Origin of the sequence: Limnobaculum xujianqingii (genome assembly GCF_013394855.1) — a bacterium.
Taxonomy (GTDB): Bacteria; Pseudomonadota; Gammaproteobacteria; order Enterobacterales; family Enterobacteriaceae; genus Limnobaculum; species Limnobaculum xujianqingii.
Genome location: NZ_JABMLK010000001.1, coordinates 1,282,303 through 1,307,609 on the forward strand (window position 1 = coordinate 1,282,303; position 25,307 = coordinate 1,307,609).

Sequence of the window (25,307 nt, forward strand, 5' to 3'; positions counted from 1 at the left end):
TGGAAGAACCTCACTACCTCATCTCTTCTGTTAGTTTTAAGTATTGCATCACTATTCGCCTCCCCTGAAAGTTACGCTGAAGATAAACCAGCGGTTATCAAACAGGGAACCACTCTTTCTCTTATCGGTTCTCCTAAATACCCGGATAATTTCCAACATTTCGACTATACCAATCCTCAAGCCCCTAAAGGGGGGCAGCTTACTGTCGCGGCTATCGGTACTTATGATAATTTCAACCGCTATGCCCTGCGCGGTAATCCCCTGGATGGCAGTGAACGACTCAGTGATACGCTGTTTGCTTCTTCAGAAGATGAGATCAACAGTCTTTATCCACTTATTGCCACATCTGCCCGCTACGTTGATAACTATCAGTGGATGGAAGTTCAGATTAACCCACAGGCTCGTTTTCAGGATGGAACGCCAATTACCGCAGAAGACGTGGTATACACCTTTGAAAAATTTATGACCGAAGGCGTTCCTCAGTTTCGTAGCGTGTATAAAGGGGTCAAAATTACCGCTCTGTCGCCATTAGTTGTACGTTTTGATTTACCAAAACCAGATCGGGAACAGATGTTTGGCTTAGTGGGTGGTCTGCCGGTATTTCCCAAAAAATTCTGGCAGCAACACAATCTGGGTGAACCATTAAACATACCGCCCCTTAGTGGTGGTCCTTATATGATTGATAGCCATAAACTGGGCCAATATATTGTCTATAAACGGGTAAAAGATTATTGGGCTGCCGATTTGCCGGTTAATAAAGGCCGCTACAATTTCGACACTATCCGTTATGACTATTATCTGGACGATAATGTTGCTTTAGAGGCGTTTAAAGCTGGAGCTTACGATTTTCGCGCAGAATCCTCCCCCAAAAAATGGGCGACTCAATATCAGGGCAAGAATTTTGATCTGGGCTATATCGTAAAAAAAGATTGGGAAAATCAGGCTGCACAAGATACTCGCTGGATTTCTTTTAATATCCAGCGACCGATTTTCTCTAACCCAAAAGTGCGAGAAGCCATTACGCTGGCTTTTGATTTCCAGTGGATGAATAAGGCTCTGTTTTATAGCGCCTATCAACAACCGCGCAGCTACTTTCAAAATACGATTTATGCCGCTACCGGGCTTCCCGATAAAGATGAACTGGCATGGTTAATGCCGCTGAAAGATAAAATTCCTGCTGAAGTGTTTACCGAGCCTTATCAGCCGCCGGTCACCGACGGCTCTGGTTATAGTCGGAAAAACCTGCTTAAGGCCACTCAACTATTAAAAGAAGCGGGATGGGAAATTAAAGATAATGTGCTGGTCAACAGCCAGACCGGCCAACCATTTACGTTTGAACTATTACTGCTGAGCGGCAGTGACGCTATGTATGTTCTACCCTTCCAGCAAAATCTGGCTAAACTAGGCATTAAGATGGAAGCGCGCTATGTCGATAGTTCACAGTTTGTCAGCCGCTTACGTTCTCGTGACTTTGATATGATTCCACAGCGTTATTCCGCTATGGAATACCCTTCTCCGGTCACATTGATGATCCTTTGGAACTCGGCCTATATTGACTCGACTTATAACAGACCGGGAATTAGCGATCCCGCCGTGGATGAACTAACCCAACTTATTGCGACCTATCAGGGGCAGGAAAAGCCGTTACTGTCCTTGGGTCGGGCATTAGACAGAGTATTGACCTGGCATCATCTGATGATACCAATGTGGTATACCAATCACGATCGATTCGCCTACTGGGATAAGTATTCTATGCCTGAAATCAGGCCTAAAAGCTCGTTGGGTATTGATACCTGGTGGTATGACGTGAATAAAGCCGCCCATTTACCCGAACAGCGTCGCTAAGGAGCCTGAATGACCCGATATATACTCCGCAGGCTACTACTGCTAATTCCAACCCTGTGGGCCATCATTACCCTTAACTTTTTTATTGTGCAGATTGCTCCTGGTGGACCGGTGGATCAAGCTATTGCCACCATTGAGCTGGGGCATCAAAGCGGTTTTGGCGGCGGCTCCGGTCCTAATCTCACGGGTAGTGCGAAAATGGGGCAAGTACCGGTTGGCGATCGTCAGTATCAGGGTTCCAGAGGATTGGACCCGGAAGTCATTGAAGCAATAAAAAAGCGCTTTGGTTTTGATAAACCACTGCACCAGCGCTATTTCGAAATGTTATGGAACTATATCCGCTTTGACTTTGGCGACAGCCTGTTTCGCGGTGCCTCGGTGATGGAGTTAATCAAACAATCGATGCCTGTCTCTATTACCCTTGGGTTGTGGAGCATGTTAATTACTTATCTCATATCTATTCCTCTGGGCATCAAAAAGGCGGTACGTAACGGCTCGGCTTTTGATATCTGGAGCAGTAGCCTGATTATTATCGGTTATGCCATTCCCTCGTTTCTGTTCGCCGTTTTACTGATTATTGTCTTTGCCGGAGGCGGTTATCTTGACTGGTTCCCTCTGCGCGGTCTGGTTTCTAACAACTTTGATAGCCTGCCCTGGTACAGCAAAATTACCGACTATCTATGGCACATCGTACTGCCGGTTCTGGCTACAGTGATTGGGGGATTCACGACTCTGACCATGTTGACTAAAAACTCCTTTATGGATGAAATCCATAAGCAGTATGTCATCACCGCCAGAGCTAAGGGTTTGGAAGAGAAACGCATCCTGTATGGTCATGTGTTTAGAAACGCTATGCTGTTGGTTATTGCCAGTTTTCCAGCGACCTTCATTGGCATGTTCTTTACCGGCTCTTTGCTAATTGAGGTTATTTTCTCTCTCAATGGCTTGGGGTTACTGGGTTATGACGCAACGTTACAGCGAGACTATCCGGTAATGTTTGGAACCCTGTATATCTTCACGCTGATTGGATTAGTGTTAAGCATCATCAGCGATATCACCTATACATTGGTAGACCCAAGAATTGACTTTGAGGCACGCGGATGAGCAGATTAAGCCCTATCAATCAGGCCCGCTGGCTTAAGTTTAAACGTAATCGCCGCGGTTATTGGTCATTATGGATCTTTGCCATTCTGTTTATTATCAGTATGGCCGCTGAGTTGATTGCCAATGACAAACCGCTGTTAGTTAGCTACAAAGGTGAGCTGTACACACCATTTTTGGTTAACTATAGTGAAACCACCTTTGGTGGGGAATTTAGCACCAAGGCAGATTACCGCGATCCTTATCTGGTTAGCCAGATTGATAACAATGGTTGGGCAATCTGGCCGCCAATTCGCTTTAGCTATGACACCATTAATTTCCAGAGCCCTTCTCCTTTTCCAGCTCCGCCATCGACCTCTAATCTGCTGGGAACCGACGATCGCGGGCAAGATGTATTAGCTAATGTTCTGTATGGTTTTCGTATCTCAATTCTGTTTGGCCTGTCGCTGACGTTGATCTCCAGCCTGATAGGAATTGCCGTTGGCGCCACTCAAGGCTACTACGGAGGTAAGATTGATTTAGTCGGCCAGCGACTGATTGAAGTTTGGTCTGGTATGCCAACTCTGTTCCTGATTATTCTAATGTCCAGTGTGATTCAACCCAATTTCTGGTGGCTATTGGCTATTACTGTGCTGTTTGGCTGGATGGGGTTGGTCGGTATTGTACGAGCCGAGTTTCTCCGTACCCGTAACTTTGATTATGTCAGAGCCGCCAGAGCCATGGGGGTAAAAGACCGAATTATTATGGGCCGCCATATTCTGCCTAACGCCATGGTAGCTACCCTGACTTACTTACCGTTCACACTATGTGCATCGATTACCCTGTTAACCTCTCTGGATTTTCTGGGTTTTGGCCTGCCAATGGGATCTCCTTCACTAGGAGGATTATTGTTGCAGGGTAAAAATAACCTTCAGGCTCCATGGTTAGGTATCAGCGGTTTTATCGTTCTGGCACTGCTGCTTTCTCTGCTGATCTTTATCGGTGAAGCCATCCGTGATGCATTCGACCCCGCTAAGGCCTATTAATATGACCACTACGCCAATACTGGATATTCAAAACCTGAGCATCGCCTTCCGGCAAAACGGACAGGAAAATCGGGTTGTCGATCAGATTTCCTTGCAGGTAGCTGCTGGTGAAACCATGGCGCTGGTGGGTGAGTCCGGCTCAGGAAAAAGCGTCACGGCACTGTCAGTTTTACGCCTGCTACCTACCCCTCCGGTGGTCTACCCTACGGGTAATATTTTGTTTAATGGCGAGTCATTACTGCACGCGGATGATAAAACGTTACGTCATCATCGGGGCAACAGTATTTCGATGATTTTTCAGGAACCCATGGTTTCTCTTAATCCGTTACATACTGTTGAAAAGCAGCTGTCTGAAGTTTTACTGATTCATCGCGGCATGGGAAAGCTGGCTGCCAGAAATGAAATTATTGAAGTACTTGAACGCGTCAGACTGAGAGATGCTAAAAAACGACTCAATGCTTATCCTCATCAGCTATCCGGTGGAGAACGCCAGCGAGTAATGATCGCCATGGCGATCCTGACTAAGCCCAAGCTATTAATTGCCGATGAGCCAACTACCGCACTGGATGTCACAGTTCAGGCACAGATACTGCTATTGCTGAAAGAGCTCAAGCAAGAGATGAACATGAGTTTACTGTTTATCACGCATGACCTGAATATCGTACGCAAACTGGCAGATAACGTGGCGGTTATGTGTCAGGGAAAACTGGTTGAGCAAAACTCTCGTGCCATGCTATTTAGCCAACCCCAGCATGCCTATACTCAAAAGTTACTGGATTCTGAACCTAAGGGGCGACCGTTACCAGCAAAGGAAAACAATCATAATTTGCTGGAGATAAAAAATCTGACTATCGGTTTCCCTCGTACTGCCGGTCTGTTCAGGCCTAAGATCGAAAATACTGTGGTCAACGGTATCAGTTTTAATATTCGTAAAGGTGAAAGCCTGGGGCTGGTTGGTGAGTCCGGCTCAGGAAAAAGCACCACCGGCCTGGCACTACTGCGACTGTTAAAATCTCAGGGGGAGATCTGGTTTGATGGGCAGCCACTGCATAAGTTAAATATGCGCCAAATGCTACCTTACCGCAGTCGAATACAGATTGTATTTCAGGACCCCTTCTCTGCCCTAAACCCTCGCCTGAGTATCAGTCAAATCATTGCTGAAGGTCTGGAAGTGCATCACCACTTCACACCTCAAGAGCGGGAAGAAAAAGTTATCGCCACCATGCAGGAAGTGGGCCTGGATCCGGCAACACGCCATCGCTACCCAACCGAGTTCTCCGGTGGGCAGCGGCAGCGAATTTCGATTGCCAGAGCGCTAATTTTGCAACCTGAATTGCTGATCCTTGATGAACCAACCTCATCACTGGATCGTTCAGTACAGGCGCAAATTCTGGAACTGCTGAAAAAGCTACAGCAGCAGCATCAGCTAACCTACCTGTTTATCAGCCATGACTTACAGGTAATTCGATCCCTTTGTCATCAAATTATTGTGATGCGTCAGGGGGAAATTGTTGAGCAGGGAGAGTGTGAAACCGTATTTGATTCACCACAACATCCCTACACACAAAATCTGCTGGAAGATTCTCACTAACAGCAGATATGTCGCCTTCAGTTAACTAAAGACCGACAGAGAAACGGACAGGAAGATGGTAATTAAAAAGAAGGATTGACCGGAATAAAGTCAGCGATGGCAATACCTATATTTTTCAAACGACATAGTGCAATTGGCTCATCCTGAGAATTTATAAACAGACAAGGCTCCCCTTCATTTTCAATGATGCTGTTTTCAATACCAATTCCATTCAGGTATTGACTAATTTTCTGCATCACTTCCCACGCCTGATGATCCGGATAGCTTAAGAGTTTCAAACCAATCAGGTTATCATCATTATCTGACATATCAGATAACTCAGGTAATAATGTGGGCTCCACCCTGCTTCCTATCTCTCCGGCATACCAATGGTAAAACTGAGGTAAACGCTGAAGAACAGATAGCTTCATAATATTCACTCGACGTGACCGTAAACAATATACAATTTTTTCACAAATTCCTCACATGGTAAAGAGCATTAACCTTTATTCTGTGGTTTTTGTATAAATAATTATAGCTTATTTGATAAACCTCAATATCGTTTCAGCTTTACATCAAGAAAAGCAACTACAAACACTCTTTGAGAAAAATTATCACCTAATATCACAATATATCTATGTTTTATTAAGCATAAGCATGGTGTCTATTTTTCTAAAAATAATTTTCAACAAAAATAAATACAGAGCGAATAATACGCGGGAGTCATTAAAGGTCTTGTATTGGTTATGCCGCCAGTATGGCGGCATATACTTGGAGGTAAAATTTAAACTTTAGTTAAATTAATGTGTACTTTTAGCCAGAGAACGCCAATAGAAAAATACCGAGCCAATAACACAACATGCCATTGAGATAACCATTGGCCAGGCTGATTGTGATGTGACTAACGCCAGTATTCCACCCACTGCCGCACCTACACCAAATCTTAACGTTCCCGCCAGTGAAGCAGCCGTACCGGCCATATGAGGGAAATCTTCCAAAATAATCGCCATCGCATTAGAAGAGATCATCGAGATGCAACCCATATATCCTGCCACACCAACCACCATGGCCCAGAACCCCAGCCCGGTCAGTTGGGCAAACACCAACCACATGCCCATAACAAATTGAACCGTCAGGCCCAACCGCATCATTTTCGCTGCACCTAATCGTCTGACATTACGGCTATTGATGGTGGTCATAATAAACAGACAAAAGATATTCAGGGCAAAATAGTAGCCAAAGTTCTGTGGTGATACTCCGTTTAAATCAATATAAACAAAAGGTCCGGCGCTTAAAAAGGAGAACATACCGGCAAATGAAAATGCACTGGCCAACATGTAACTGATAACCCGACGATGACGAAATAGCGATGCAAAATTACGCAACGTGGTCATAAAATTAAATTTCTGTCGATTCTGTTTATGCAGAGTTTCGGGAATACAGAATTTCACCATAACTACGGCAACTAGCGCGACGGCACTCAGAACCCAGAAAATAGCATGCCAGCTCATCCACACCAGTAAAAAACCACCGATAATAGGAGCCATCAGAGGAGCAATCGTCATCACCAATGTCACAAAAGACATCATGCGTGAAAACTCATCTTTGCTGAACATATCCCGCATTAATGCACTGATCACTACGCTGGCAGATGCCGCAGCCAAACCGTGCAGACAACGCAGCAAAATTAGTTGTTCAACACTTTGTGATAAAGCACAGCCTGCCGCCGCGACAGAAAATACCAACACACCACCGATGATGACAGGTTTGCGCCCAAGGCTATCTGCCATTGGGCCGTAAAATAACTGGCCGATGGCAAAACCAATAATGTAAGCGCTTAAGGTGAGTTGAACCATACCATCACCAACGCCAAAATCTGCCGCAATACCCGGCATCGCCGGTAGATACATATCGATAGACAGCGGCATCAGCATAGACAACAGGCCGAGAATAAATATTAACCAGCGTTTAGAAACGCCCGGCGGCATGGTTGTTGATGATTGAGGGTCTGGCTGTGATACAGAATTAGACACGCAGAATAATCTCCCGCTATTAACGTATTAGTTCATATTGCGATCTTCTGACTGGCCATTGCCAGTCAGAACCATAATGCAAATCCGTTTTATCGGGCAGAACCGACGCTATCGACTTCTTGTTGAGTCAGCGCCCGGTATTCTCCCGGCTCTAAATCCGAATCTAAAAAGATATTGCCGATACGTTCACGATGTAGCGCCACAACGTGATTACCTACGGCAGCAAACATTCTTTTAACCTGATGATAGCGCCCTTCTGAAATGGTCAAACGAACGGTGGTCTCATCAACTGGCTCTAACAGCGCAGGCTTGGTCAGGTTCTTTTCACCGTGAAGCTGGACTCCGGCAGTAAACAGTTCTGCGGTATTATCCGCCAATGGAAGTTCCAGAGTAACCAGATAGGTTTTTTCACAGTGATGACGCGGAGAAGTAATTCGGTGTGACCACTGACCATCATCCGTCAGCAATACCAACCCAGTGGTATCCATATCCAGCCGTCCTGCTGCATGCAGCTTATCCGCTACCGGCTCATCAATAAAATAGAGAATGGTCGGATTTACAGGATCGTCGGTGGAACACACGTATCCTTCAGGCTTATTCAGCATGAAATAACGGGGTCCGGTAAGTTGTACCAGAGGATTCCCGTCATAGGCCACTTCATCTTCCGGCAGAATTTTATAAGAACCGCTCTTAACGATTTCATCATTGATGGTTACCAGACCGGCTCTTAATTCCCGCCCAACTAAATTGCGGCTAATCCCTAACTGCTGTGACAAAAACTTATCCAAACGCATGCAATAGATACCTGATGTTGAAATAGCGGTGCAGTATACCAAACCTGAGTATAAACACTCGCCCTCAATAGCCGCTAAAGGCATAATATGCTCAGTTTATGGTTAATATCTTAAGAGAGAAAAAATGTCTTCTGTTCATGGCCACCAGGTTTTAGAGATGATGATTGCATCCGAACAACCCTATTCCACAACCAGTCTTATTGAAGCCATCAATCAACGCTTTGGTAGCGATGCCCGTTTTCATACCTGTTCGAAGCAAGATTTAACCGCCGCTGAACTGGTTGAGTTTTTAGCATCCAAAGGTAAATTTATTCCCGTTGATGACGGCTTTACCACCCACGTTGATAAAATTTGTCATCACTAATGGCATTTACACTGCGGCCATACCAGCAGGAAGCCGTTGACGCTACCCTAAACTATTTCCGCACCCATCAGGAACCCGCCGTTATCGTTTTGCCTACCGGAGCGGGCAAAAGCCTGGTGATCGCCGAGTTGGCAAGACTGGCTCGGGGAAAAGTGCTGGTATTAGCGCATGTAAAAGAGCTTGTTGCCCAAAACCACGCCAAATATTGCGCTTATGGATTAGATGCAGACATTTTTTCTGCCGGACTAAACAAAAAGCAGAGTTCCGCCAAAGTCGTTTTTGGCAGTATTCAGTCTGTTGCCAGAAATTTAGCTGCATTTAACGACACATTCTCTTTATTGATTATAGATGAATGTCACCGTATTAGTGATGACAGCGACAGTCAGTATCAACAGATTATCGGGCACTTACGCCAGCAAAATCCCAAACTTTGTCTGTTAGGACTTACTGCTACTCCCTATCGTTTAGGTCAGGGATGGATCTACCAATACCATTATCACGGCATGATTCGCGGTGATGAAAACTGTCTGTTTCGCGACTGTATTTATGAACTGCCGCTACGTTACATGATTAAACATCACTTTCTGGTACCGCCAGAAAGACTGGATATGCCCATCGTCCAATACGACTTCAGCCGTCTGGAAGCTGGCAGTAATGGTCTGTTTCGCGAAGTAGACCTTAATCGGGAGCTAAAACAGCAGCAGCGAATTACACCGCATATCGTCAGCCAAATTATGGAGTACGCCCAAAACCGTAAAGGAGTGATGATATTTGCAGCTACCGTTGAGCATGCCAAAGAGATATATGGCCTGCTTCCTGCCGGTCGTGCCGCCTTTATTAATGCAGATACGCCGGGAGATGAACGGGACCGTTTGATCGATGAATTTAAACAACAAAAGCTGCATTATTTGGTAAACGTCGCAGTACTGACTACCGGTTTTGATGCACCACATGTGGATCTGATTGCTATTCTACGCCCAACGGAATCAATCAGCCTGTATCAACAAATTATTGGTCGTGGGTTACGTCTCTCACCGGGAAAAGAGGATTGCCTGATTTTAGACTATGCCGGTAACCCTTATGACCTGTTTACACCGGAAGTAGGCAGCAGTCGGCCACAAAGTGACAGCCAACCGGTACAGGTATTCTGCCCGGGCTGTGGCTTTGCCAATACATTTTGGGGAAAGTGCACGCCATCAGGAGAAATTATCGAGCATTTTGGCCGCCGCTGTCAGGGCATTCTGGAGGATGATGAAGGCCATCGGGAGCAGTGTGACTATCGATTCCGTTTTAAAACCTGTCCTCACTGCGGTGCAGAAAACGATATCGCCGCAAGACGCTGCCACCAGTGTCAGGCAATCCTGGTGGATCCTGACGATATGTTAAAAGATGCCTTGCGTCTGAAAAATGCCAGAGTACTTCGTTGTAGTGGAATGCAGCTTAAACGAGGACTGGATGATAAAGGTGAATGGCTCAGTATCACCTATTACGATGAAGATGGTGCTGATGTGACAGAACGCTTTCGACTCAAAACGCCAGCCCAGCGAACCGCCTTTCAGCAATTGTTTATTCGCCCTCATCAGCGAGCTCCGGGGGTTCCTTTTCTCTGGAATAATGCCAGTGATGTGATTCGCCAGCAGGAGTACCTGCGTCATCCTGACTTTGTTATCGCTTATTTGCGGGGTGAGTTTTGGCGAGTACGCGAAAAGATGTTTGACTATCAGGGCCGCTATCGTCGGGCCAATGAACTGTAAAAAGAACGGTTTTATTTGCTGTCACCGGTGAATTCCGTTAGAATCCCGTCCGCTTTATAAGCAGATCACTCACCTCGTTGCTGGGTCGCCTGTAACGGGAGTTAATTTCTTTAAGAGAAAATAAAATGTTTACTATTAATGCTGAAGTACGTACCGAGCAGGGAAAGAGTGCGAGCCGCCGCCTGCGTCATGCTAATAAGTTCCCTGCTATCGTTTATGGTGGAACTGAGAAGCCAGTTGCTATCTCTTTAGATCAAGATATTCTGATGAATATGCAAGCCAAACCAGGCTTCTATGAAGAAGTTCTGACTCTGGTTATCGACGGCAAATCAGCTAAAGTTAAAATTCAAGCTGCTCAACGTCACCCGTTCAAACCAAAATTCGCTCATATCGACTTCGTTCGCGCTTAATTGCCAACTGTCATGAGTGCTGCTGATAATCAGCAGTGAATGTAAAAAACGCCGCTATGCGGCGTTTTTTTATGGTTCTGAATCAGCGCTTAATTATCTCCGCCGCTTAAACGACGTTGAAGCTGATCTCGCAGGTTTGGCGGTAGCCCTTTTATGGTTAACGTATCCGTTGCCGGATCCCAGAATACCCGTTCGCCTAATAGTAGCGCATCAAAACCCAGTGTAATTCCCCCACCGCTGCCAGAGAATTTAGTCAGTTGGCGTAGCGTGCTGCGATCGGCAGGAAAGTGCTCTTCCAGTTCATAGCCATTATCATTGGTAAACTGACGGAAATCTTTCTCACCAACAGTGGGTAACTCTTTTGCCAGTTCATCAATGGCAATTTCCTCGCCGGATTGCAGTTGTCCATTACAATAGGTGTATACCTGCTGACGATATGACTGACGTTCATTTTTATTCAGTTGACCTTCAGCACAATAATCATCAACCGCCTGAAGCAACCCACGGTTTTGCGCCTTAGCATCCAGACCTTCGCTGGCTGCCAGAAAATCCATGAAAAAGTCGGATACTTTTCTGCCAACGCGCCCTCTCAGGAAGGTCAAATAACGCACTGACTCAGGATTAGTTTCCCATTCAGTTAAATCAATACGGGCAACAATATCAGCTCTATCAATATCCAGATAATGCGTGGTCGAAATATCCAGTTGTTCATTAACCAACATACTGCTACAGCTGGTAAGTACCGCCACCAGTAAATATTCAACAGCCAAATAACGATACTGACAGAAAACCACAATACCGCCCTCAGCAAACGGGTATTTGGCTAATTCGTTACGTAACATTTCAGTACTATTGCGAGTAAAATCAAGAAAACTCGCCTCTCCTTTGCGGCAACCTTTAAGTGCATCGGCAAACTGACTCTCACCGTTGAATAGGCCAAAAGCTTTACTCTTTCCGCTATATACCCGATGCAATTCCGCCACCATCTCTTCAGTGGCCTGATTATTGGTTAATGGAGAATCACGCAATACGACATCAAGCGTCTGTTCATCACGCTTAATCAACTGATGTAAAACGATCTGGTCAAGATCCAGACTCATAACGACTCCTCTGTACGACTGAATATCCACTGTACTAAATTGCCCAGTGATAATGGGAATATAATAACAGGCCCCTCTTTCCGGTACTACCAATGGCTGAATACTTCGCATCCTCACGCGTTATAGACTATATAAGTTGTAGGGTTGTTGTTTCACCATTTGAAGCGGTATTATTCGCACTTCCCCGCAAAATCGCGGAAGAGAAACAAGATTTTCTGTATAAACTACAGAAAATAATCAATCGATACGGTAAGATAGACGCCATTAAATCACCTGATAAATACACTAAGCACAAATTTATGCCACAAGCTTCCCGTTACAGTGATGAGCTGGTAGAAAAGTTATTAAGCGAATTGGTTCATGTTCTGGAAAAGAATCAGACACCTACCGACCTTTCTTTGATGGTTTTAGGTAACATGGTAACCAACCTGATTAATACCAGCGTTGCCCCTGCGGCCCGGCCTGCTATCGTCCGATCTTTTATTGAGGCTTTACAGGCTTCGATCAGAGATGATAAAGCCCATTAATTTGTTTACCCAAAAGTGAATATGGTGACAAACCGTCAGCAATATAAAGAGAAAGTCTCCCAGATGGTTAGCTGGGGGCACTGGTTCGCTCTCTTTAATATTATTCTCAGCCTGGTACTGAGCAGCCGCTATTTGTTCATTACCGACTGGCCTGGCACCTTGCTGGGGCGTGTTTATGCCTTGATAAGCTGGATGGGGCATTTTGGCTTTATCACCTTTGCCGTCTACCTTTTGATCCTGTTTCCGCTGACGTTTATTATTATGTCGCAGCGGCTGATGAGGGTACTTTCGGCCATTCTGGCGACTGCCGGACTCACACTATTAATTATCGATACCGAAGTCTTCTTCCGTTTTCGTTTGCACCTGAATCCTACGGTTTGGGGCTTGCTGATCAATCCGGATGAAACCGAACTGGTGCGTGACTGGCAGCTGCTGTTTATCTGTGTTCCTGTCATCTTTTTAATTGAATTGCTGTTCGGTACCTGGAGCTGGCAAAAGCTACGCAGCCTGAACCGGCAGAAATTTGGCAAACCTTTAGCAGCTCTGTTTATCACCGCCTTTATCTTTACCCATATGGCTTATATTTGGGCAGATGCTAACTTCTATCGACCGATTACCATGCAACGGGCAAACTTACCATTGTCCTACCCTATGACTGCCCGCCGTTTTCTGGAAAAACATGGATTACTGGATGCTCAGGCTTATCAGGATAGATTAACGCAGCAAGGCAACCCGGAAGCCGTTGAAGTTGAATACCCATTAGCCAAATTGAGCTATAACCAGAGCGCAGCCAATTACAATCTGTTAGTGATTGTGGTTGATGGTATCCGTAATCAAAATCTGACGGATGACATGCCAAAGCTGTCGGCATTAGCGGATAAGAATGTTCAATTCACGCGCCATTACAGCTCCGGTAATATGCAGGATACCGGGCTATTTGGCTTGTTCTACGGTATCTCACCTACCTATATTGACAGTATTCTGGCGGGGAAAAAGTCTTCAGCCCTGATTACTGCATTAAGTCAGCAAAACTATCAATTTGGTCTGTTCTCTGCATCTGGTTTCAGAAGCCCACTTTATCGTCAGGCGCTGTTGTCTGACTTCACCTTGCCGCCAACGGTTGCCCAAAGCAATAGTACAACTACCGGGCAATGGCAAGAATGGGTGAATATGTCAAACGGAAGTAGTCCGTGGTTTTCCTATATTCAATACAGCAACAATAGCATTGTGAATGCTAACGCCAATAAAGCACCTGCGGACTTCATTAGCAAATATCGCAATTCAGTAAATGATATAGACCAGCAAATTGATAATGTGATGCAAACTCTTTCTGATAAAGGTTTGCTGGAAAAAACCGTGGTCGTCATTACAGCCGCTCATGGCGTTGAGTTTAATGATACTAAGCCAAACGTTCAGGGTTTTGGTCAGAACTATAGTCGCTATCAGTTACAAGTTCCGTTGGTTATCCACTGGCCAGGAACTCCGGCACAAAAAATTGATAAAATGACCGGCCATACCGACATCATGGCAACCCTGATGCAACGACTGCTGCATGTTAAAAATGCCACCAGTACCTACACTCAGGGTGAAGACCTGTTTACCGCCCAGCGCCACTACCCTTGGGTAACAGCCGGTGATGCTAAACAACTGGTCGTCATTACACCAGATGAAACTATCCTGATCGGTGCTAATGGCCGTTATAAAGCCTATGATGCCAACTTCCAGCAGGTCGATAAGGAAAAACCAAGCCTGTCTTTACTGCTGCAAGTATTAACCGACGTTAAGCGTTTTATGGCTAACTGATTAAAACTAAAGCAAACGTAATGCTCAGGTCTTGCATTAGACTCAAGAAACGGTAGTATTATCATCTGTTTCGGCACGTAGCGCAGCCTGGTAGCGCACCGTCATGGGGTGTCGGGGGTCGGAGGTTCAAATCCTCTCGTGCCGACCAAATTCCTCTAATAAAAAACCAACCTGCTATGGTTGGTTTTTTATTGCCCCTATATTTTCGATAAAAAATATTATTATCAGTCCACACCTTCGAATAATATCAATTCACCTGATTACTTTTAACAAAAGCAAAAATGTAAAATACAATGGGATTTATAATTATTGATACGATTAAAAATTGAACGCTCATTTTAATCATTTCAGAGATCCCATCAAAATAGAGCAACCCGGTTTTTTCCGCTATAAACAAAATGGGAGACAGGCATAAAGCATGTGTCAGGCCAGTGGACAGAGCAAAAATTACGCTTTCCTTTTTTATTGGCTTTCGTGCCTTCTCTTTTGCAAACCATAAAGCCGCAATCAAACTGGCAATTGCAGTCGAAACTAAGCCAATAAAAGTAGTCGTAAGCTCAAAACGACTGCCAAATACATAGCCCGATGTAATCATTGCGATAAGTGAAATAGTATAAATACTGATGTATTTTGTCATCAACCTTCCCTGTTAAAATTTATTTTAAAACGCATAGTGACTGGCTTTGATTATATGAACTAACTTAACCACAGTAAATAACATCACTTTCAGTGCTATTTTTAGCAACGCTTACCTGAACTCAATATTTGTACAAAAAATCATCCATAACACACAAAATATCCCTACATTTATGCAGGTAATTTTCTCTCACAATTAATAAAAGCCATTTCGCTATTCCTTAAAATAATCACAACTACAATTTAACTCATGTATCCAATGCGTCGCTTTATTCATTCTTCACGGATGATGCTCAAAGAGGATGACCTATGGATATTATTGAGTATGAGGGGATCACTATCACCGTCTATGATGGCGATATCACAACTTTGCCACCAGATGGATTGGTAATTTATGGCGAGTTTGGGCGGCATATGCTGGGTATTGTCGAAAAGGGCAAGCTTAAAACGCTTAATGCTATACCCTATCAGAGTATCAATGCATTACTGATTGATTTGAAGAAATTAAATGAGGGAGGTCCGCATCATTGATGTTTGTTATTGTCTGTTATATCTGGAGGGAAGCAGAGAAAGCAGCAATACATATAGTCTGATGCAACCTTCCCGGCTTAAATGCAGAATCTAAATACAAACATCAGGTCAAGGTGCTTTCCCGTAACAGATCCAAATAGTCATATCCATCAAAAGTAATACGCGAAATTGACCACTTATCATCCCCATTCTGGGCAGCAATAACATAATGCTTATCGCATAACAGCTGAATATGAGCGGCGACCAATGACGGATCGCGGGTTGAAAAATCTTTATTAGTAATAAATGGAGCGCCCTGCGGTTGCTGTTCAACTTTCGATAAAATGACTTTCAATAGCTCAAGATCTCTTTTCATCGCACGCCTCATGTATCTGTCGGGGATTATTACTATTTTAGCAGTCAGTAAAAAAAGCACCTGCCTGTCTTCAGGCAACCTGAAAAATTTTTAATTAGTCACAGCCATCCGCTCACTATGTGACCGTCCTCTGATTTACACGCTATTTGAACTCGTATAATTAAATTTCGGTTAGGCTAACAATAGGGATGTACTATGTTTCCAGAGTACCGTGATTTAATCACTCAGCTTAAAACAACCCACCCTCGTTTCCATTCATTGTTTGATAAACATAACGACCTCGACCACGAAATCCTGCGTTTACAAGCCCAGAGTGGAAATAGTCTTAACGACAAAATAGCCACCTTAAAGAAGGAAAAACTACGCCTTAAAGATGAGCTATACCGCATTTTACGAGAGGAGTCTGAGGCTAGAGCCTGATAGTTATACTATCGTTCAAATGCAAAAAACCCGCCGAAGAGCGGGTTATTTTTTGATTTTATTGAGGATGAATAACGGATGATTTTGACTTATACCAACCAAAACAAACGCAATAGCAAATTCCGGCGGTTAGGCTGACAGAAAAAATCAACAGGCCATTCATTTCATCTGGTGTTGATTGAGCAATCATCGGAGCAACAAGACCAATAAATGCGCCGGATAATACACTGCACAAAAATGCCCAATGAAACGACCAGCCTTCCCTTAACATATACCCTGTTTGAATTGCCAACAGCCCAAAAGGTATCAGACCAAATAGAAAAGCCACAAACAGCGGAACAACGATCATGACGAATCCCAGAAAGCCCATCAGCGCTTCACCAATATCGGGAAACTCGTAAGTGATACAACCAATAAAAACACAGAGTATTGGGGCGGCGAAAATATGAAAAAGTGCAATAAACAGCCATGGAACTACTCTTTTATTCAATTCCATTTTTTATATTCCTGATATTTGGTACCCAATGCATCATAACAAGATTTCTCTTCTTCTGGATAACTGACTGTTATCAGGGCTTTTCTAATACTTCGATTACCTTTTTCTGTTATCTAACCCAATTCCACAAAAATTTCCGTTGCATTGCAAAATCGCCTCAATATACTATATATATATACAGTATTATATGGATGCTACTGAGGTTCAAAATGCAAGTTGAAATTTCTATTCGCAAAGAAGATCCGTTACCGGGTGGAGCAGAAGCCGCATTAAAAGAAGAGCTGGAAAAACGTCTGCTGTGCCATTTTGCCGATGTTCGCGTCAGAGTTCGGCGTGGTAGCGCTAACGATGTGACCGTATTGGGCGGTATGAAAACCGATAAAGAGCTGGTTACTGAAATACTACAACAAACCTGGGAAAGTGCAGAAGACTGGTTTGAAGCCTATCAGTAAATAGAAAGCCCCCAAATCTTTATCAGAAATTGGGGGCTTTTTATCGGTCAAAGAGGCTAACCCTAAGGGTTATTCTTCATCAGACTCCGGTGTTGTGTCTGCATCATCCGTATCCGATGGCTGATTTTGCATCTCTTCGGTGTTTTCATCACCGCAAATGCTTTCATCATCATCTTCTTCCGGCTCAACAACACGCTGCAAGCCAACAACATTCTCGTCTTCTGCGGTACGAATCAGAGTAACACCATGAGTATTACGACCCACTACGCTGACTTCTGATACGCGAGTACGAACCAGCGTACCGGCATCGGTGATCATCATAATCTGATCGCACTGATCAACCTGAACCGCACCAACGACACGACCATTACGTTCACTCACCTTAATGGAGATTACGCCCTGAGTCGCACGAGATTTGGTAGGATAATCAGACAATCCGGTACGTTTACCGTAACCGTTTTGCGTTACGGTCAGGATTTCACCCTCACCACGTGGAACAATCAGCGAAACAACGCGATCGTCATCACTTAGTTTGATACCACGTACACCAGCAGCGGTACGACCCATTGGGCGCACACCTTTAATGGTGCCATCTTCCAGTTTCTCTTCTTCCAGGAAGCGAACAACCTTCCCTTCTGCTGAGAACAGCATGATCTCATTAGTGCCGTCAGTTAAATCAACACCAATCAGCTCATCACCCTCATTCAGATTGACGGCAATAATACCGGCACTGCGTGGGCGGCTAAATTCGGTCAGCTGAGTTTTCTTCACGGTACCGTTGGCGGTAGCCATAAAGACATTCAGACCGGCTTCATATTCGCGTACTGGTAGAATAGCCGTAATACGTTCATCCTGTTCCAGCGGCAGAATATTAATGATAGGACGACCACGAGCACCACGGCTGGCTTCTGGCAATTGATAAACTTTCAACCAATACAGGCGACCACGACTGGAGAAGCACAGAATAGTGTCATGGGTGTTAGCCACCAACAGACGTTCAATAAAGTCTTCTTCTTTAATACGTGCTGCTGACTTACCTTTACCACCACGACGCTGAGCTTCATAGTCAGATAACGGCTGATACTTCACATATCCCTGATGGGATAAGGTAACAACCACATCTTCCTGAGTAATCAGGTCTTCAATATTGATATCGGCGGTATTAGCAGTAATTTCAGTACGGCGAGGATCGTTATACTGATCGCGAATCGCTTCAAGCTCTTCACGGATAACTTCCATCAAACGTTCCGGGCTTTCAAGAATAAACAGCAGCGCAGCAATTTGTGTCAGCAGCTCTTTATACTCATCCAGCAGTTTTTCATGCTCAAGGCCAGTCAGGCGGTGTAAACGTAACTCAAGGATCGCCTGAGCCTGCTGTTCGGTCAGATAATATTTACCATCGCGAATGCCATACTCTGGCTCCAGCCACTCAGGACGAGCTGCATCGTTACCAGCGCGCTCAAGCATTGAGGCTACGTTGCCCAGTTCCCATGGGCGAGCTAACAAGCCCATTTTCGCATCGGCTGGTGTTGCCGCCGCACGGATCAGCTCAATAATTGGATCGATGTTAGCTAATGCGATAGCCAGACCTTCCAAAATATGAGCACGTTCACGCGCTTTACGCAGTTCAAAAATAGTCCGGCGGGTAACGACTTCACGGCGGTGACGAACAAACGCCTCCAGCATCTCTTTCAGGCCCAACAACTTTGGTTGTCCCTGATGGAGTGCCACCATGTTGATGCCAAACGTAACCTGAAGTTGAGTTTGGGAATACAGGTTATTCAACACCACTTCCGCTACTGCGTCGCGCTTAACTTCAATCACAACACGCATACCATCTTTATCAGATTCGTCGCGTAGTGCGCTGATACCCTCAACTTTCTTATCTTTTACCAGCTCAGCAATTTTTTCAATTAACCGGGCTTTGTTCACTTGATAAGGAATTTCGTGAACAAGAATGGTTTCGCGACCGCTTTTTTCATCAACTTCGATTTCTGCACGAGCGCGAATATAAATTTTACCACGGCCGGTTCTGTAGGCTTCTTCGATGCCGCGACGACCATTGATGATGGCTGCCGTCGGGAAGTCAGGACCAGGGATGTGTTCCATCAGCCCTTCAAGACTGATATTTTCATCCTCAATAAAGGCCAGACAACCATTGATTACTTCCACCAGGTTATGAGGTGGTATGTTGGTTGCCATACCAACGGCGATACCAGAAGAACCGTTAACCAGCAGGTTAGGAATTCTGGTTGGTAATACCGTGGGGATTTGTTCTGTTCCGTCGTAGTTAGGCCCAAAGTCAACGGTCTCTTTATCCAGATCCGCCAACAGGTCGTGAGCCATTTTAGACATACGAATTTCGGTATAACGCATCGCCGCCGCTGAGTCACCGTCAATAGAACCGAAGTTCCCCTGACCATCAACCAGCATATAGCGCAATGAGAACGGCTGGGCCATACGAACAATGGTATCGTAGACCGCGCTATCTCCATGTGGGTGGTATTTACCGATTACGTCGCCAACTACACGCGCCGATTTTTTATATGGTTTGTTCCAGTCATTACCAAGCACGTTCATAGCGAACAATACGCGGCGGTGTACTGGCTTCAGGCCGTCTCGAACATCAGGTAATGCGCGTCCAACAATTACAGACATCGCATAATCAAGATATGAGTTTTTAAGCTCATCTTCGATGTTGACCGGCATAATTTCTCTGGCAAGGTCGCTCATGGAGCCGCTATCCCTCTATTATTATCAGCCCGGAAAAGGTGCAAAATTATATCATATCTCGCGGCTTGTTTCTAATTTTCACCACGTTATCTTGCCCGAAAAGTATAGACGGTGGCGTTTAATTTATTTCTGCTGCTCCCTCAGCCGCCCCAGCCATGTGTTGTACCAGAAAAGGCCGCTTAATCGTTCAGGCAAAATAGATCCTGCAAAGTGATGAAAAGCGTCAACAGCCGACTCAACCTAACCCATTCCCGATAAACTCATGTATAATTGCCAGCCCTGTAGCGAATTGTCGGATAACTCCTATGCACTCATCAGAAAACGTTGACCAGAAAGAGATTGCTAAATTTGAAGCGGTAGCTTCACGCTGGTGGGATCTTGAAGGTGAATTTAAGCCCCTTCACCAAATTAACCCATTGCGTCTGGACTACATTCAACAACGCGCGGATGGAATCTTTGGTAAAAGAATTCTCGATGTTGGCTGCGGCGGCGGTATTCTCTCTGAAAGTATGGCTAAAGAAGGTGCTAACGTTACTGGTTTAGATATGGGTTCGGAACCGCTGTTAGTGGCCCGCCTGCACGCAATAGAAAGCGGTGTTCCTGTCGAGTATGTTCAGGAAACTGTTGAGGCTCATGCCCTGGAAAATCAGGGACATTACGACATTGTGACCTGTATGGAGATGCTGGAGCATGTGCCCGACCCCGCCTCGGTTATTCGTGCTTGTGCAAAGCTGGTTAAGCCGGGTGGTCATGTGTTTTTCTCAACCATTAATCGCAATACTAAAGCCTGGTTAATGCTGGTTGTAGGCGCTGAATATGTGATGAATATGGTGCCAAAAGGAACCCATGATGCCAATAAGTTCATTCGCCCTTCAGAGTTGATTAGCTGGGTTGACAGCACCACTCTTCGCGATCGTCATATTACCGGACTTCACTATAACCCACTATTACAAACCTTTAAGTTGGGTGGTAGCGTCGATGTAAACTATATGTTGCACTGCACCAATGATTCCGGGGTATAACCATTAATATAACAGGGTTATTAAACAACATATTTTCTGCATAATTCATTTTTATTTCTTGACTGCTTAAGAAAACGACGGTTTGAAAAATTTTTACATCAAACCGTTAAAAATTTATTTACCATCTAATATCATAATAACCTAAGACCAGACGGGAGCTTAGCGCGCTTATCCCAGAAGTTATCCACACAAATCCCCTGTTTTGTTCACTTGCAAAAATCCTCACAGACCACTATCTTGTAGCTCATGCACTTAATTCCCACTATATGTTGTGTTTTTATCGTGCAATTACACCTTAAACCTTTTACCCATGCTGGTGTAAGCCATAAATTCTCACGGAAAGGTAGTATTACGCTATGAATCAAAGTCTATTAGTCACTAAACGCGATGGTCGCAAGGAACGAATTAATCTCGATAAAATTCATCGGGTCATTGATTGGGCTGCAGAAGGTCTGCACAACGTCTCCGTTTCTCAGGTTGAGCTTCGTTCACACATTCAGTTTTACGATGGTATCCGAACCTCTGACATCCATGAGACGATTATCCGTGCTGCTGCGGACTTAATTTCGCGTGATTCTCCGGACTATCAATATTTAGCAGCCCGCCTGGCTATCTTCCATTTGCGTAAGAAAGCCTACGGTCAGTTTGAACCACCTGCGCTTTATGCTCATGTTAAGAACATGGTTGAGCAAGGAAAATATGATAAGCATCTGATGGAAGATTACACTCAGGAAGAGTTTGAGCAGATGAATGACTTCATTGACCACTGGCGTGATATGAACTTCTCCTATGCGGCGGTTAAACAGCTGGAAGGTAAATATCTGGTACAAAACCGCGTTACCGGTGAAGTTTATGAAAGTGCTCAGTTCCTTTATATTTTAGTGGCTGCTTGCCTGTTCTCCCGCTATCCGCGTGAAACTCGCCTTGATTACGTTAAGCGTTTTTATGATGCGATTTCCACCTTTAAAATTTCACTACCTACGCCAATTATGGCAGGGGTTCGTACCCCTACCCGTCAATTCAGCTCCTGCGTATTGATTGAGTGCGGTGATAGTCTGGATTCCATTAACGCCACCGCCAGTGCCATTGTGAAATACGTTTCTCAACGCGCCGGTATCGGGATTAATGCGGGACGTATTCGCGCTCAGGGTAGCCCAATCCGTAATGGTGAAGCCTTCCATACGGGTTGTATTCCGTTCTACAAGCACTTCCAGACCGCAGTTAAATCCTGTTCTCAGGGTGGCGTGCGCGGTGGAGCAGCAACAGTATTTTATCCACTATGGCATTTAGAAGTGGAAAGCCTGCTGGTATTAAGAAACAACCGCGGCGTTGAAGAGAACCGTGTTCGTCATATGGACTATGGCGTTCAGTTAAACAAACTGATGTATCAACGTCTGGTGAAGAACGAAAGCATTACTCTGTTCAGCCCATCTGATGTACCAGGGCTGTATGATGCCTTCTTCGCCGATCAGGACGAATTTGAGCATCTGTATGTCAAATATGAAGCGGATTCGTCCATTCGTCAGCGTCAGGTTAAAGCCGTAGAACTGTTCTCTCTGATGATGCAGGAACGTGCTTCAACCGGTCGTATCTACATCCAAAACGTTGACCACTGTAATACCCATAGCCCGTTTGATCCGGCGGTGGCTCCTGTACGCCAGTCAAACCTGTGTCTGGAAATTGCGCTGCCAACCAAACCGCTGAACGACATTAACGATGAAAACGGTGAGATTGCCCTTTGTACGCTGTCTGCCTTTAACCTGGGTGTGATTGACAGTCTGGACGAGTTAGAAGAGCTGGCAACGCTGGCGGTACGCTCTCTGGATGCGCTGCTGGATTATCAGGATTATCCGATTCTGGCCGCTAAACTAGGCTCAATGGGTCGTCGTACTCTGGGTATTGGCGTAATTAACTATGCCTATTATCTGGCGAAGAATGGAGTTCGTTATTCCGACGGTAGCGCAAACGGCCTGACTCACAGAGCCTTTGAAGCTATTCAGTACTATTTGTTGAAAGCCTCTAATGAGCTGGCCCGTGAACAAGGCCCATGCCCGTGGTTTGATCAAACGCGTTATGCCCAGGGCATTCTGCCAATTGATAACTACAAGAAGGATCTGGACTCCCTGTGTAATGAGCCCCTGCGCTATGACTGGGAAGCATTACGCCAGAGCATCAAAACTCACGGCCTGCGTAACTCCACGTTATCAGCCCTGATGCCTTCTGAGACTTCATCGCAAATCTCCAATGCTACCAATGGCATTGAGCCACCGCGTGGCTACATCAGTATCAAAGCATCCAAAGACGGTATTTTACGTCAGGTGGTTCCTGACTATGAAAAACTGAACAATCGCTATGAGCTGCTATGGGACTTGCCAAACAACGATGGCTACTTACATCTGGTTGGTTTAATGCAGAAATTTATCGATCAGTCGATTTCTGCTAACACCAACTATGACCCAACCCGTTTCCCGGGTGGCAAAGTACCAATGAAGCAACTGCTGAAAGATCTACTGACAGCCTATAAATACGGCGTGAAAACCCTCTATTACCAAAACACCCGTGATGGTGCCGAGGATTCTCAGGAAGATTTATTACCAGCCAAGCAAGAAGATGATGGCTGCGAAAGCGGCGCATGTAAGATTTAATCATTTTCAGGGGGCAATTGCCCCCTATCACAGGGATATATTATGCCTCATACCTATACTACGTTCTCACAGACTAAGAACGATCAGCTAAAAGAACCCATGTTCTTTGGCCAACCGGTTAACGTTGCACGTTATGACCAGCAAAAACATGAGCTATTTGAAAAGCTGATCGAGAAGCAGCTCTCTTTCTTCTGGCGTCCTGAAGAAGTTGATGTTTCCCGCGATCGTATTGACTATCAGGTGCTGCCCGATCACGAAAAACATATTTTTATCAGTAATCTGAAATATCAAACTCTGCTGGATTCTATTCAGGGCCGCAGCCCTAACGTAGCCTTCCTGCCGCTGATTTCGATTCCTGAGCTGGAAACCTGGGTAGAAACCTGGTCTTTCTCTGAAACCATTCACTCACGCTCTTACACGCACATTATCCGTAATATCGTTAATGACCCGGCGATTGTGTTTGATGACATCGTTTCTAACGAAGAGATCCTGAAGCGCGCTAAAGATATTTCCGGCTATTACGATGATCTGATTACCATGAGTAATTACTATCATCTGCTGGGAGAAGGTACCCATCAGGTCAATGGTAAATCGGTCACTATTAATTTACGTGCATTGAAAAAGCAGCTTTATCTCTGTCTGATGAGCGTAAATGCCCTGGAAGCCATTCGTTTCTACGTTAGCTTTGCCTGCTCATTTGCCTTCGCTGAACGTGAACTAATGGAAGGTAACGCCAAAATTATCAAACTGATTGCCCGCGACGAAGCACTACATCTGACCGGCACTCAACATATGATCAATTTGATGCGTGCCGGTAATGACGATCCGGAAATGGTAGAGATTGCCAAAGAGTGCGAACAACAATGCTATGACCTGTTTGTTCTGGCAGCTCAACAGGAAAAAGAGTGGGCAGACTATCTGTTCCGTGATGGTTCTATGATTGGCCTGAACAAAGATATTCTTTGCCAGTATGTGGAGTATATTACCAACATCCGTATGCAGGCAGTTGGTTTGACGCTACCGTTTGAAACCCGCTCCAACCCAATTCCGTGGATTAACGCCTGGTTAGTTTCTGACAACGTTCAGGTAGCACCTCAGGAAGTTGAAGTGAGTTCTTATCTGGTTGGTCAGATTGACTCTGAAGTTAATGCTGACGATTTAAGTGATTTTGAGCTTTAAGTATTTTGTTATGTTTGCATGAGGCTGGATTATCACAAGCCAGCCTCATTATTTATCTCTCCTTTATCGAAAATTTAAAATAACATATTGATTTATAAAAATTAAATAAAAATATGATTTTTATTACCATTCGATTCCAGACATAACTCCTCTCATATATTTATCAGTGATACCATATGCAAGACATCTGTTACATATCAGGCTCATAGTTCGTTAATACTACAAAAACACCCCACTGGCATGAGGAAGACCACTTAAAACCCTGCCCATTATCCGTCTGCATGGAAACACCCTCACTGGCGTGGGGAAGACATTGCGTGTACTTGCGTCTTGCATTAGTAATAAGAAACACCCCCACTCGCGTGGGGAAGACTCTGTCGCGTAACAATTGTAAACCGTTTATTCTGAAACACCCCCACTGGCGTGGGGAAGACAACGCAACACACATATCTGCAAATTTAACAGAAGAAACACCCCCACTGGCGTGGGGAAGACATGTACGGGCAATATTT

Annotated in this window: 23 protein-coding genes, 1 tRNA gene and 1 CRISPR repeat array (1 of these 25 running past the window's edge); of the genes, 16 read left to right on the plus strand and 8 right to left on the minus strand. The window is 44.9% G+C overall.

Annotation, left to right across the window (positions count from 1 at the left end; all coding sequences use genetic code 11):
- Positions 1–27 precede the first annotated feature (27 nt).
- From GOL65_RS05865 to yejF, 4 genes are read left to right on the plus strand one after another with little or no spacing between them, the layout of a single operon-like run.
- On the plus strand, positions 28–1,845 hold the full coding sequence (locus tag GOL65_RS05865) for an extracellular solute-binding protein (RefSeq protein WP_407657494.1): 1,818 nt from the start codon (positions 28–30) through the stop codon (positions 1,843–1,845).
- A 9-nt stretch (positions 1,846–1,854) separates the two neighbouring features.
- Positions 1,855–2,949 (plus strand): microcin C ABC transporter permease YejB, encoded by a 1,095-nt coding sequence (locus tag GOL65_RS05870; RefSeq protein WP_179038188.1) that lies wholly within the window; start codon positions 1,855–1,857, stop codon positions 2,947–2,949.
- On the plus strand, positions 2,946–3,971 hold the full coding sequence (locus GOL65_RS05875) for an ABC transporter permease (RefSeq protein ID WP_140919279.1): 1,026 nt from the start codon (positions 2,946–2,948) through the stop codon (positions 3,969–3,971). Before GOL65_RS05870 ends, GOL65_RS05875 begins: the two co-directional genes overlap by 4 nt.
- A 1-nt stretch (position 3,972) precedes the next feature.
- A complete protein-coding gene (gene yejF / locus GOL65_RS05880; RefSeq protein WP_140919280.1) occupies positions 3,973–5,562 on the plus strand; it encodes a microcin C ABC transporter ATP-binding protein YejF in 1,590 nt (529 codons plus the stop codon).
- 62 nt (positions 5,563–5,624) lie between these two features.
- On the opposite strand, the gene GOL65_RS05885 is transcribed toward yejF, so the two are convergent.
- The 3 genes from GOL65_RS05885 to rsuA form a co-directional block, all read right to left on the minus strand.
- Entirely contained in the window at positions 5,625–5,981 is a 357-nt protein-coding gene (locus GOL65_RS05885; RefSeq protein ID WP_140919281.1) for a YejG family protein, read from the minus strand.
- Between the two features lie 360 nt (positions 5,982–6,341).
- On the minus strand, positions 6,342–7,529 hold the full coding sequence (locus GOL65_RS05890) for a Bcr/CflA family multidrug efflux MFS transporter (protein WP_140919440.1): 1,188 nt from the start codon (positions 7,527–7,529) through the stop codon (positions 6,342–6,344).
- 134 nt (positions 7,530–7,663) lie between these two features.
- Positions 7,664–8,368, minus strand: a complete 705-nt coding sequence (gene rsuA / locus GOL65_RS05895; protein ID WP_140919282.1) for a 16S rRNA pseudouridine(516) synthase RsuA — start codon at positions 8,366–8,368, stop codon at positions 7,664–7,666.
- Between the two features lie 124 nt (positions 8,369–8,492).
- Between rsuA and GOL65_RS05900 the strand changes: the two genes are divergently transcribed.
- The 3 genes from GOL65_RS05900 to rplY all read left to right on the plus strand — a co-directional run bounded on the left by GOL65_RS05900 (position 8,493) and on the right by rplY (position 10,896).
- Positions 8,493–8,732, plus strand: a complete 240-nt coding sequence (locus tag GOL65_RS05900) for a YecH family metal-binding protein (protein ID WP_140919283.1) — start codon at positions 8,493–8,495, stop codon at positions 8,730–8,732.
- On the plus strand, positions 8,732–10,486 hold the full coding sequence (locus GOL65_RS05905) for a DEAD/DEAH box helicase (RefSeq protein ID WP_140919284.1): 1,755 nt from the start codon (positions 8,732–8,734) through the stop codon (positions 10,484–10,486). The genes GOL65_RS05900 and GOL65_RS05905 overlap by 1 nt, the downstream gene beginning before the upstream one ends.
- Before the next feature lie 125 nt (positions 10,487–10,611).
- Entirely contained in the window at positions 10,612–10,896 is a 285-nt protein-coding gene (gene rplY, locus GOL65_RS05910; protein WP_140919285.1) for a 50S ribosomal protein L25, read from the plus strand.
- Positions 10,897–10,985: 89 nt separating this feature from the next.
- On the opposite strand, the gene yejK is transcribed toward rplY, so the two are convergent.
- On the minus strand, positions 10,986–11,996 hold the full coding sequence (gene yejK, locus GOL65_RS05915; RefSeq protein ID WP_140919286.1) for a nucleoid-associated protein YejK: 1,011 nt from the start codon (positions 11,994–11,996) through the stop codon (positions 10,986–10,988).
- Between the two features lie 299 nt (positions 11,997–12,295).
- On the opposite strand from yejK, the gene GOL65_RS05920 reads away from it, so the two are divergent.
- The 3 genes from GOL65_RS05920 to GOL65_RS05930 all read left to right on the plus strand — a co-directional run bounded on the left by GOL65_RS05920 (position 12,296) and on the right by GOL65_RS05930 (position 14,474).
- Positions 12,296–12,523 carry a YejL family protein gene (locus GOL65_RS05920; protein WP_130590892.1) on the plus strand — a complete coding sequence of 76 codons (228 nt, stop codon included), beginning with the start codon at positions 12,296–12,298 and terminating at the stop codon, positions 12,521–12,523.
- A 21-nt stretch (positions 12,524–12,544) separates the two neighbouring features.
- Entirely contained in the window at positions 12,545–14,326 is a 1,782-nt protein-coding gene (gene yejM / locus GOL65_RS05925; protein ID WP_140919287.1) for an LPS biosynthesis-modulating metalloenzyme YejM, read from the plus strand.
- A gap of 71 nt (positions 14,327–14,397) precedes the next feature.
- Positions 14,398–14,474 (plus strand) — tRNA-Pro (locus GOL65_RS05930).
- Between the two features lie 99 nt (positions 14,475–14,573).
- Here GOL65_RS05930 and GOL65_RS05935 read toward each other — a convergent pair.
- Positions 14,574–14,963, minus strand: coding sequence for a hypothetical protein (locus tag GOL65_RS05935; RefSeq protein WP_140919288.1), 390 nt, complete (start codon positions 14,961–14,963; stop codon positions 14,574–14,576).
- A 308-nt stretch (positions 14,964–15,271) separates the two neighbouring features.
- On the opposite strand from GOL65_RS05935, the gene GOL65_RS05940 reads away from it, so the two are divergent.
- Entirely contained in the window at positions 15,272–15,493 is a 222-nt protein-coding gene (locus GOL65_RS05940) for a hypothetical protein (RefSeq protein WP_140919289.1), read from the plus strand.
- Positions 15,494–15,596: 103 nt separating this feature from the next.
- On the opposite strand, the gene GOL65_RS05945 is transcribed toward GOL65_RS05940, so the two are convergent.
- Positions 15,597–15,848 carry a DUF2513 domain-containing protein gene (locus GOL65_RS05945; protein ID WP_179038189.1) on the minus strand — a complete coding sequence of 84 codons (252 nt, stop codon included), beginning with the start codon at positions 15,846–15,848 and terminating at the stop codon, positions 15,597–15,599.
- Positions 15,849–16,043: 195 nt separating this feature from the next.
- Between GOL65_RS05945 and GOL65_RS05950 the strand changes: the two genes are divergently transcribed.
- Positions 16,044–16,268 carry a DUF465 domain-containing protein gene (locus tag GOL65_RS05950; RefSeq protein ID WP_140919291.1) on the plus strand — a complete coding sequence of 75 codons (225 nt, stop codon included), beginning with the start codon at positions 16,044–16,046 and terminating at the stop codon, positions 16,266–16,268.
- A gap of 58 nt (positions 16,269–16,326) precedes the next feature.
- Here GOL65_RS05950 and GOL65_RS05955 read toward each other — a convergent pair whose 3' ends face one another.
- Complete coding sequence (locus tag GOL65_RS05955) at positions 16,327–16,764, minus strand: hypothetical protein (RefSeq protein WP_140919292.1); 438 nt, start codon at positions 16,762–16,764, stop codon at positions 16,327–16,329.
- Positions 16,765–16,973: 209 nt separating this feature from the next.
- On the opposite strand from GOL65_RS05955, the gene GOL65_RS05960 reads away from it, so the two are divergent.
- Positions 16,974–17,216: a DinI-like family protein gene (locus tag GOL65_RS05960; protein WP_140919293.1), complete on the plus strand. Its 243-nt coding sequence runs from the start codon at positions 16,974–16,976 to the stop codon at positions 17,214–17,216.
- Positions 17,217–17,285: 69 nt separating this feature from the next.
- Here GOL65_RS05960 and gyrA read toward each other — a convergent pair whose 3' ends face one another.
- Positions 17,286–19,949: a DNA topoisomerase (ATP-hydrolyzing) subunit A gene (gyrA, locus tag GOL65_RS05965; protein WP_140919294.1), complete on the minus strand. Its 2,664-nt coding sequence runs from the start codon at positions 19,947–19,949 to the stop codon at positions 17,286–17,288.
- Between the two features lie 305 nt (positions 19,950–20,254).
- Here gyrA and ubiG point away from each other — a divergent pair, with 305 nt between their 5' ends.
- From ubiG to nrdB, 3 genes are all read left to right on the plus strand, one after another.
- Positions 20,255–20,971: a bifunctional 2-polyprenyl-6-hydroxyphenol methylase/3-demethylubiquinol 3-O-methyltransferase UbiG gene (ubiG, locus tag GOL65_RS05970; protein WP_140919295.1), complete on the plus strand. Its 717-nt coding sequence runs from the start codon at positions 20,255–20,257 to the stop codon at positions 20,969–20,971.
- A gap of 356 nt (positions 20,972–21,327) precedes the next feature.
- On the plus strand, positions 21,328–23,616 hold the full coding sequence (nrdA, locus tag GOL65_RS05975; protein WP_140919296.1) for a class 1a ribonucleoside-diphosphate reductase subunit alpha: 2,289 nt from the start codon (positions 21,328–21,330) through the stop codon (positions 23,614–23,616).
- 42 nt (positions 23,617–23,658) lie between these two features.
- A complete protein-coding gene (gene nrdB / locus GOL65_RS05980; protein WP_140919297.1) occupies positions 23,659–24,795 on the plus strand; it encodes a class Ia ribonucleoside-diphosphate reductase subunit beta in 1,137 nt (378 codons plus the stop codon).
- 284 nt (positions 24,796–25,079) lie between these two features.
- Positions 25,080–25,307: direct repeats of the CRISPR family, unit length 28 nt; unit sequence GAAACACCCCCACTGGCGTGGGGAAGAC; it runs 288 nt beyond the window's last position.

What these genes read in the sequence shown, in the direction of transcription:
- GOL65_RS05875 (WP_140919279.1), top strand. Translation starts at nt 2,946, where the DNA reads ATGAGCAGATTAAGCCCTATCAATCAGGCCCGCTGGCTTAAGTTTAAA.
- GOL65_RS05940 (WP_140919289.1), top strand. Translation starts at nt 15,272, where the DNA reads ATGGATATTATTGAGTATGAGGGGATCACTATCACCGTCTATGATGGC.
- GOL65_RS05935 (WP_140919288.1), bottom strand. Translation starts at nt 14,963, where the DNA reads ATGACAAAATACATCAGTATTTATACTATTTCACTTATCGCAATGATT.
- yejM (WP_140919287.1), top strand. Translation starts at nt 12,545, where the DNA reads ATGGTGACAAACCGTCAGCAATATAAAGAGAAAGTCTCCCAGATGGTT.
- GOL65_RS05870 (WP_179038188.1), top strand. Translation starts at nt 1,855, where the DNA reads ATGACCCGATATATACTCCGCAGGCTACTACTGCTAATTCCAACCCTG.
- GOL65_RS05900 (WP_140919283.1), top strand. Translation starts at nt 8,493, where the DNA reads ATGTCTTCTGTTCATGGCCACCAGGTTTTAGAGATGATGATTGCATCC.
- ubiG (WP_140919295.1), top strand. Translation starts at nt 20,255, where the DNA reads ATGCACTCATCAGAAAACGTTGACCAGAAAGAGATTGCTAAATTTGAA.
- GOL65_RS05955 (WP_140919292.1), bottom strand. Translation starts at nt 16,764, where the DNA reads ATGGAATTGAATAAAAGAGTAGTTCCATGGCTGTTTATTGCACTTTTT.
- GOL65_RS05905 (WP_140919284.1), top strand. Translation starts at nt 8,732, where the DNA reads ATGGCATTTACACTGCGGCCATACCAGCAGGAAGCCGTTGACGCTACC.
- nrdA (WP_140919296.1), top strand. Translation starts at nt 21,328, where the DNA reads ATGAATCAAAGTCTATTAGTCACTAAACGCGATGGTCGCAAGGAACGA.
- gyrA (WP_140919294.1), bottom strand. Translation starts at nt 19,949, where the DNA reads ATGAGCGACCTTGCCAGAGAAATTATGCCGGTCAACATCGAAGATGAG.
- nrdB (WP_140919297.1), top strand. Translation starts at nt 23,659, where the DNA reads ATGCCTCATACCTATACTACGTTCTCACAGACTAAGAACGATCAGCTA.
- yejK (WP_140919286.1), bottom strand. Translation starts at nt 11,996, where the DNA reads ATGAGTCTGGATCTTGACCAGATCGTTTTACATCAGTTGATTAAGCGT.
- rplY (WP_140919285.1), top strand. Translation starts at nt 10,612, where the DNA reads ATGTTTACTATTAATGCTGAAGTACGTACCGAGCAGGGAAAGAGTGCG.
- GOL65_RS05920 (WP_130590892.1), top strand. Translation starts at nt 12,296, where the DNA reads ATGCCACAAGCTTCCCGTTACAGTGATGAGCTGGTAGAAAAGTTATTA.
- rsuA (WP_140919282.1), bottom strand. Translation starts at nt 8,368, where the DNA reads ATGCGTTTGGATAAGTTTTTGTCACAGCAGTTAGGGATTAGCCGCAAT.
- GOL65_RS05950 (WP_140919291.1), top strand. Translation starts at nt 16,044, where the DNA reads ATGTTTCCAGAGTACCGTGATTTAATCACTCAGCTTAAAACAACCCAC.
- GOL65_RS05890 (WP_140919440.1), bottom strand. Translation starts at nt 7,529, where the DNA reads ATGCCGCCGGGCGTTTCTAAACGCTGGTTAATATTTATTCTCGGCCTG.
- GOL65_RS05945 (WP_179038189.1), bottom strand. Translation starts at nt 15,848, where the DNA reads ATGAAAAGAGATCTTGAGCTATTGAAAGTCATTTTATCGAAAGTTGAA.
- yejF (WP_140919280.1), top strand. Translation starts at nt 3,973, where the DNA reads ATGACCACTACGCCAATACTGGATATTCAAAACCTGAGCATCGCCTTC.
- GOL65_RS05960 (WP_140919293.1), top strand. Translation starts at nt 16,974, where the DNA reads ATGCAAGTTGAAATTTCTATTCGCAAAGAAGATCCGTTACCGGGTGGA.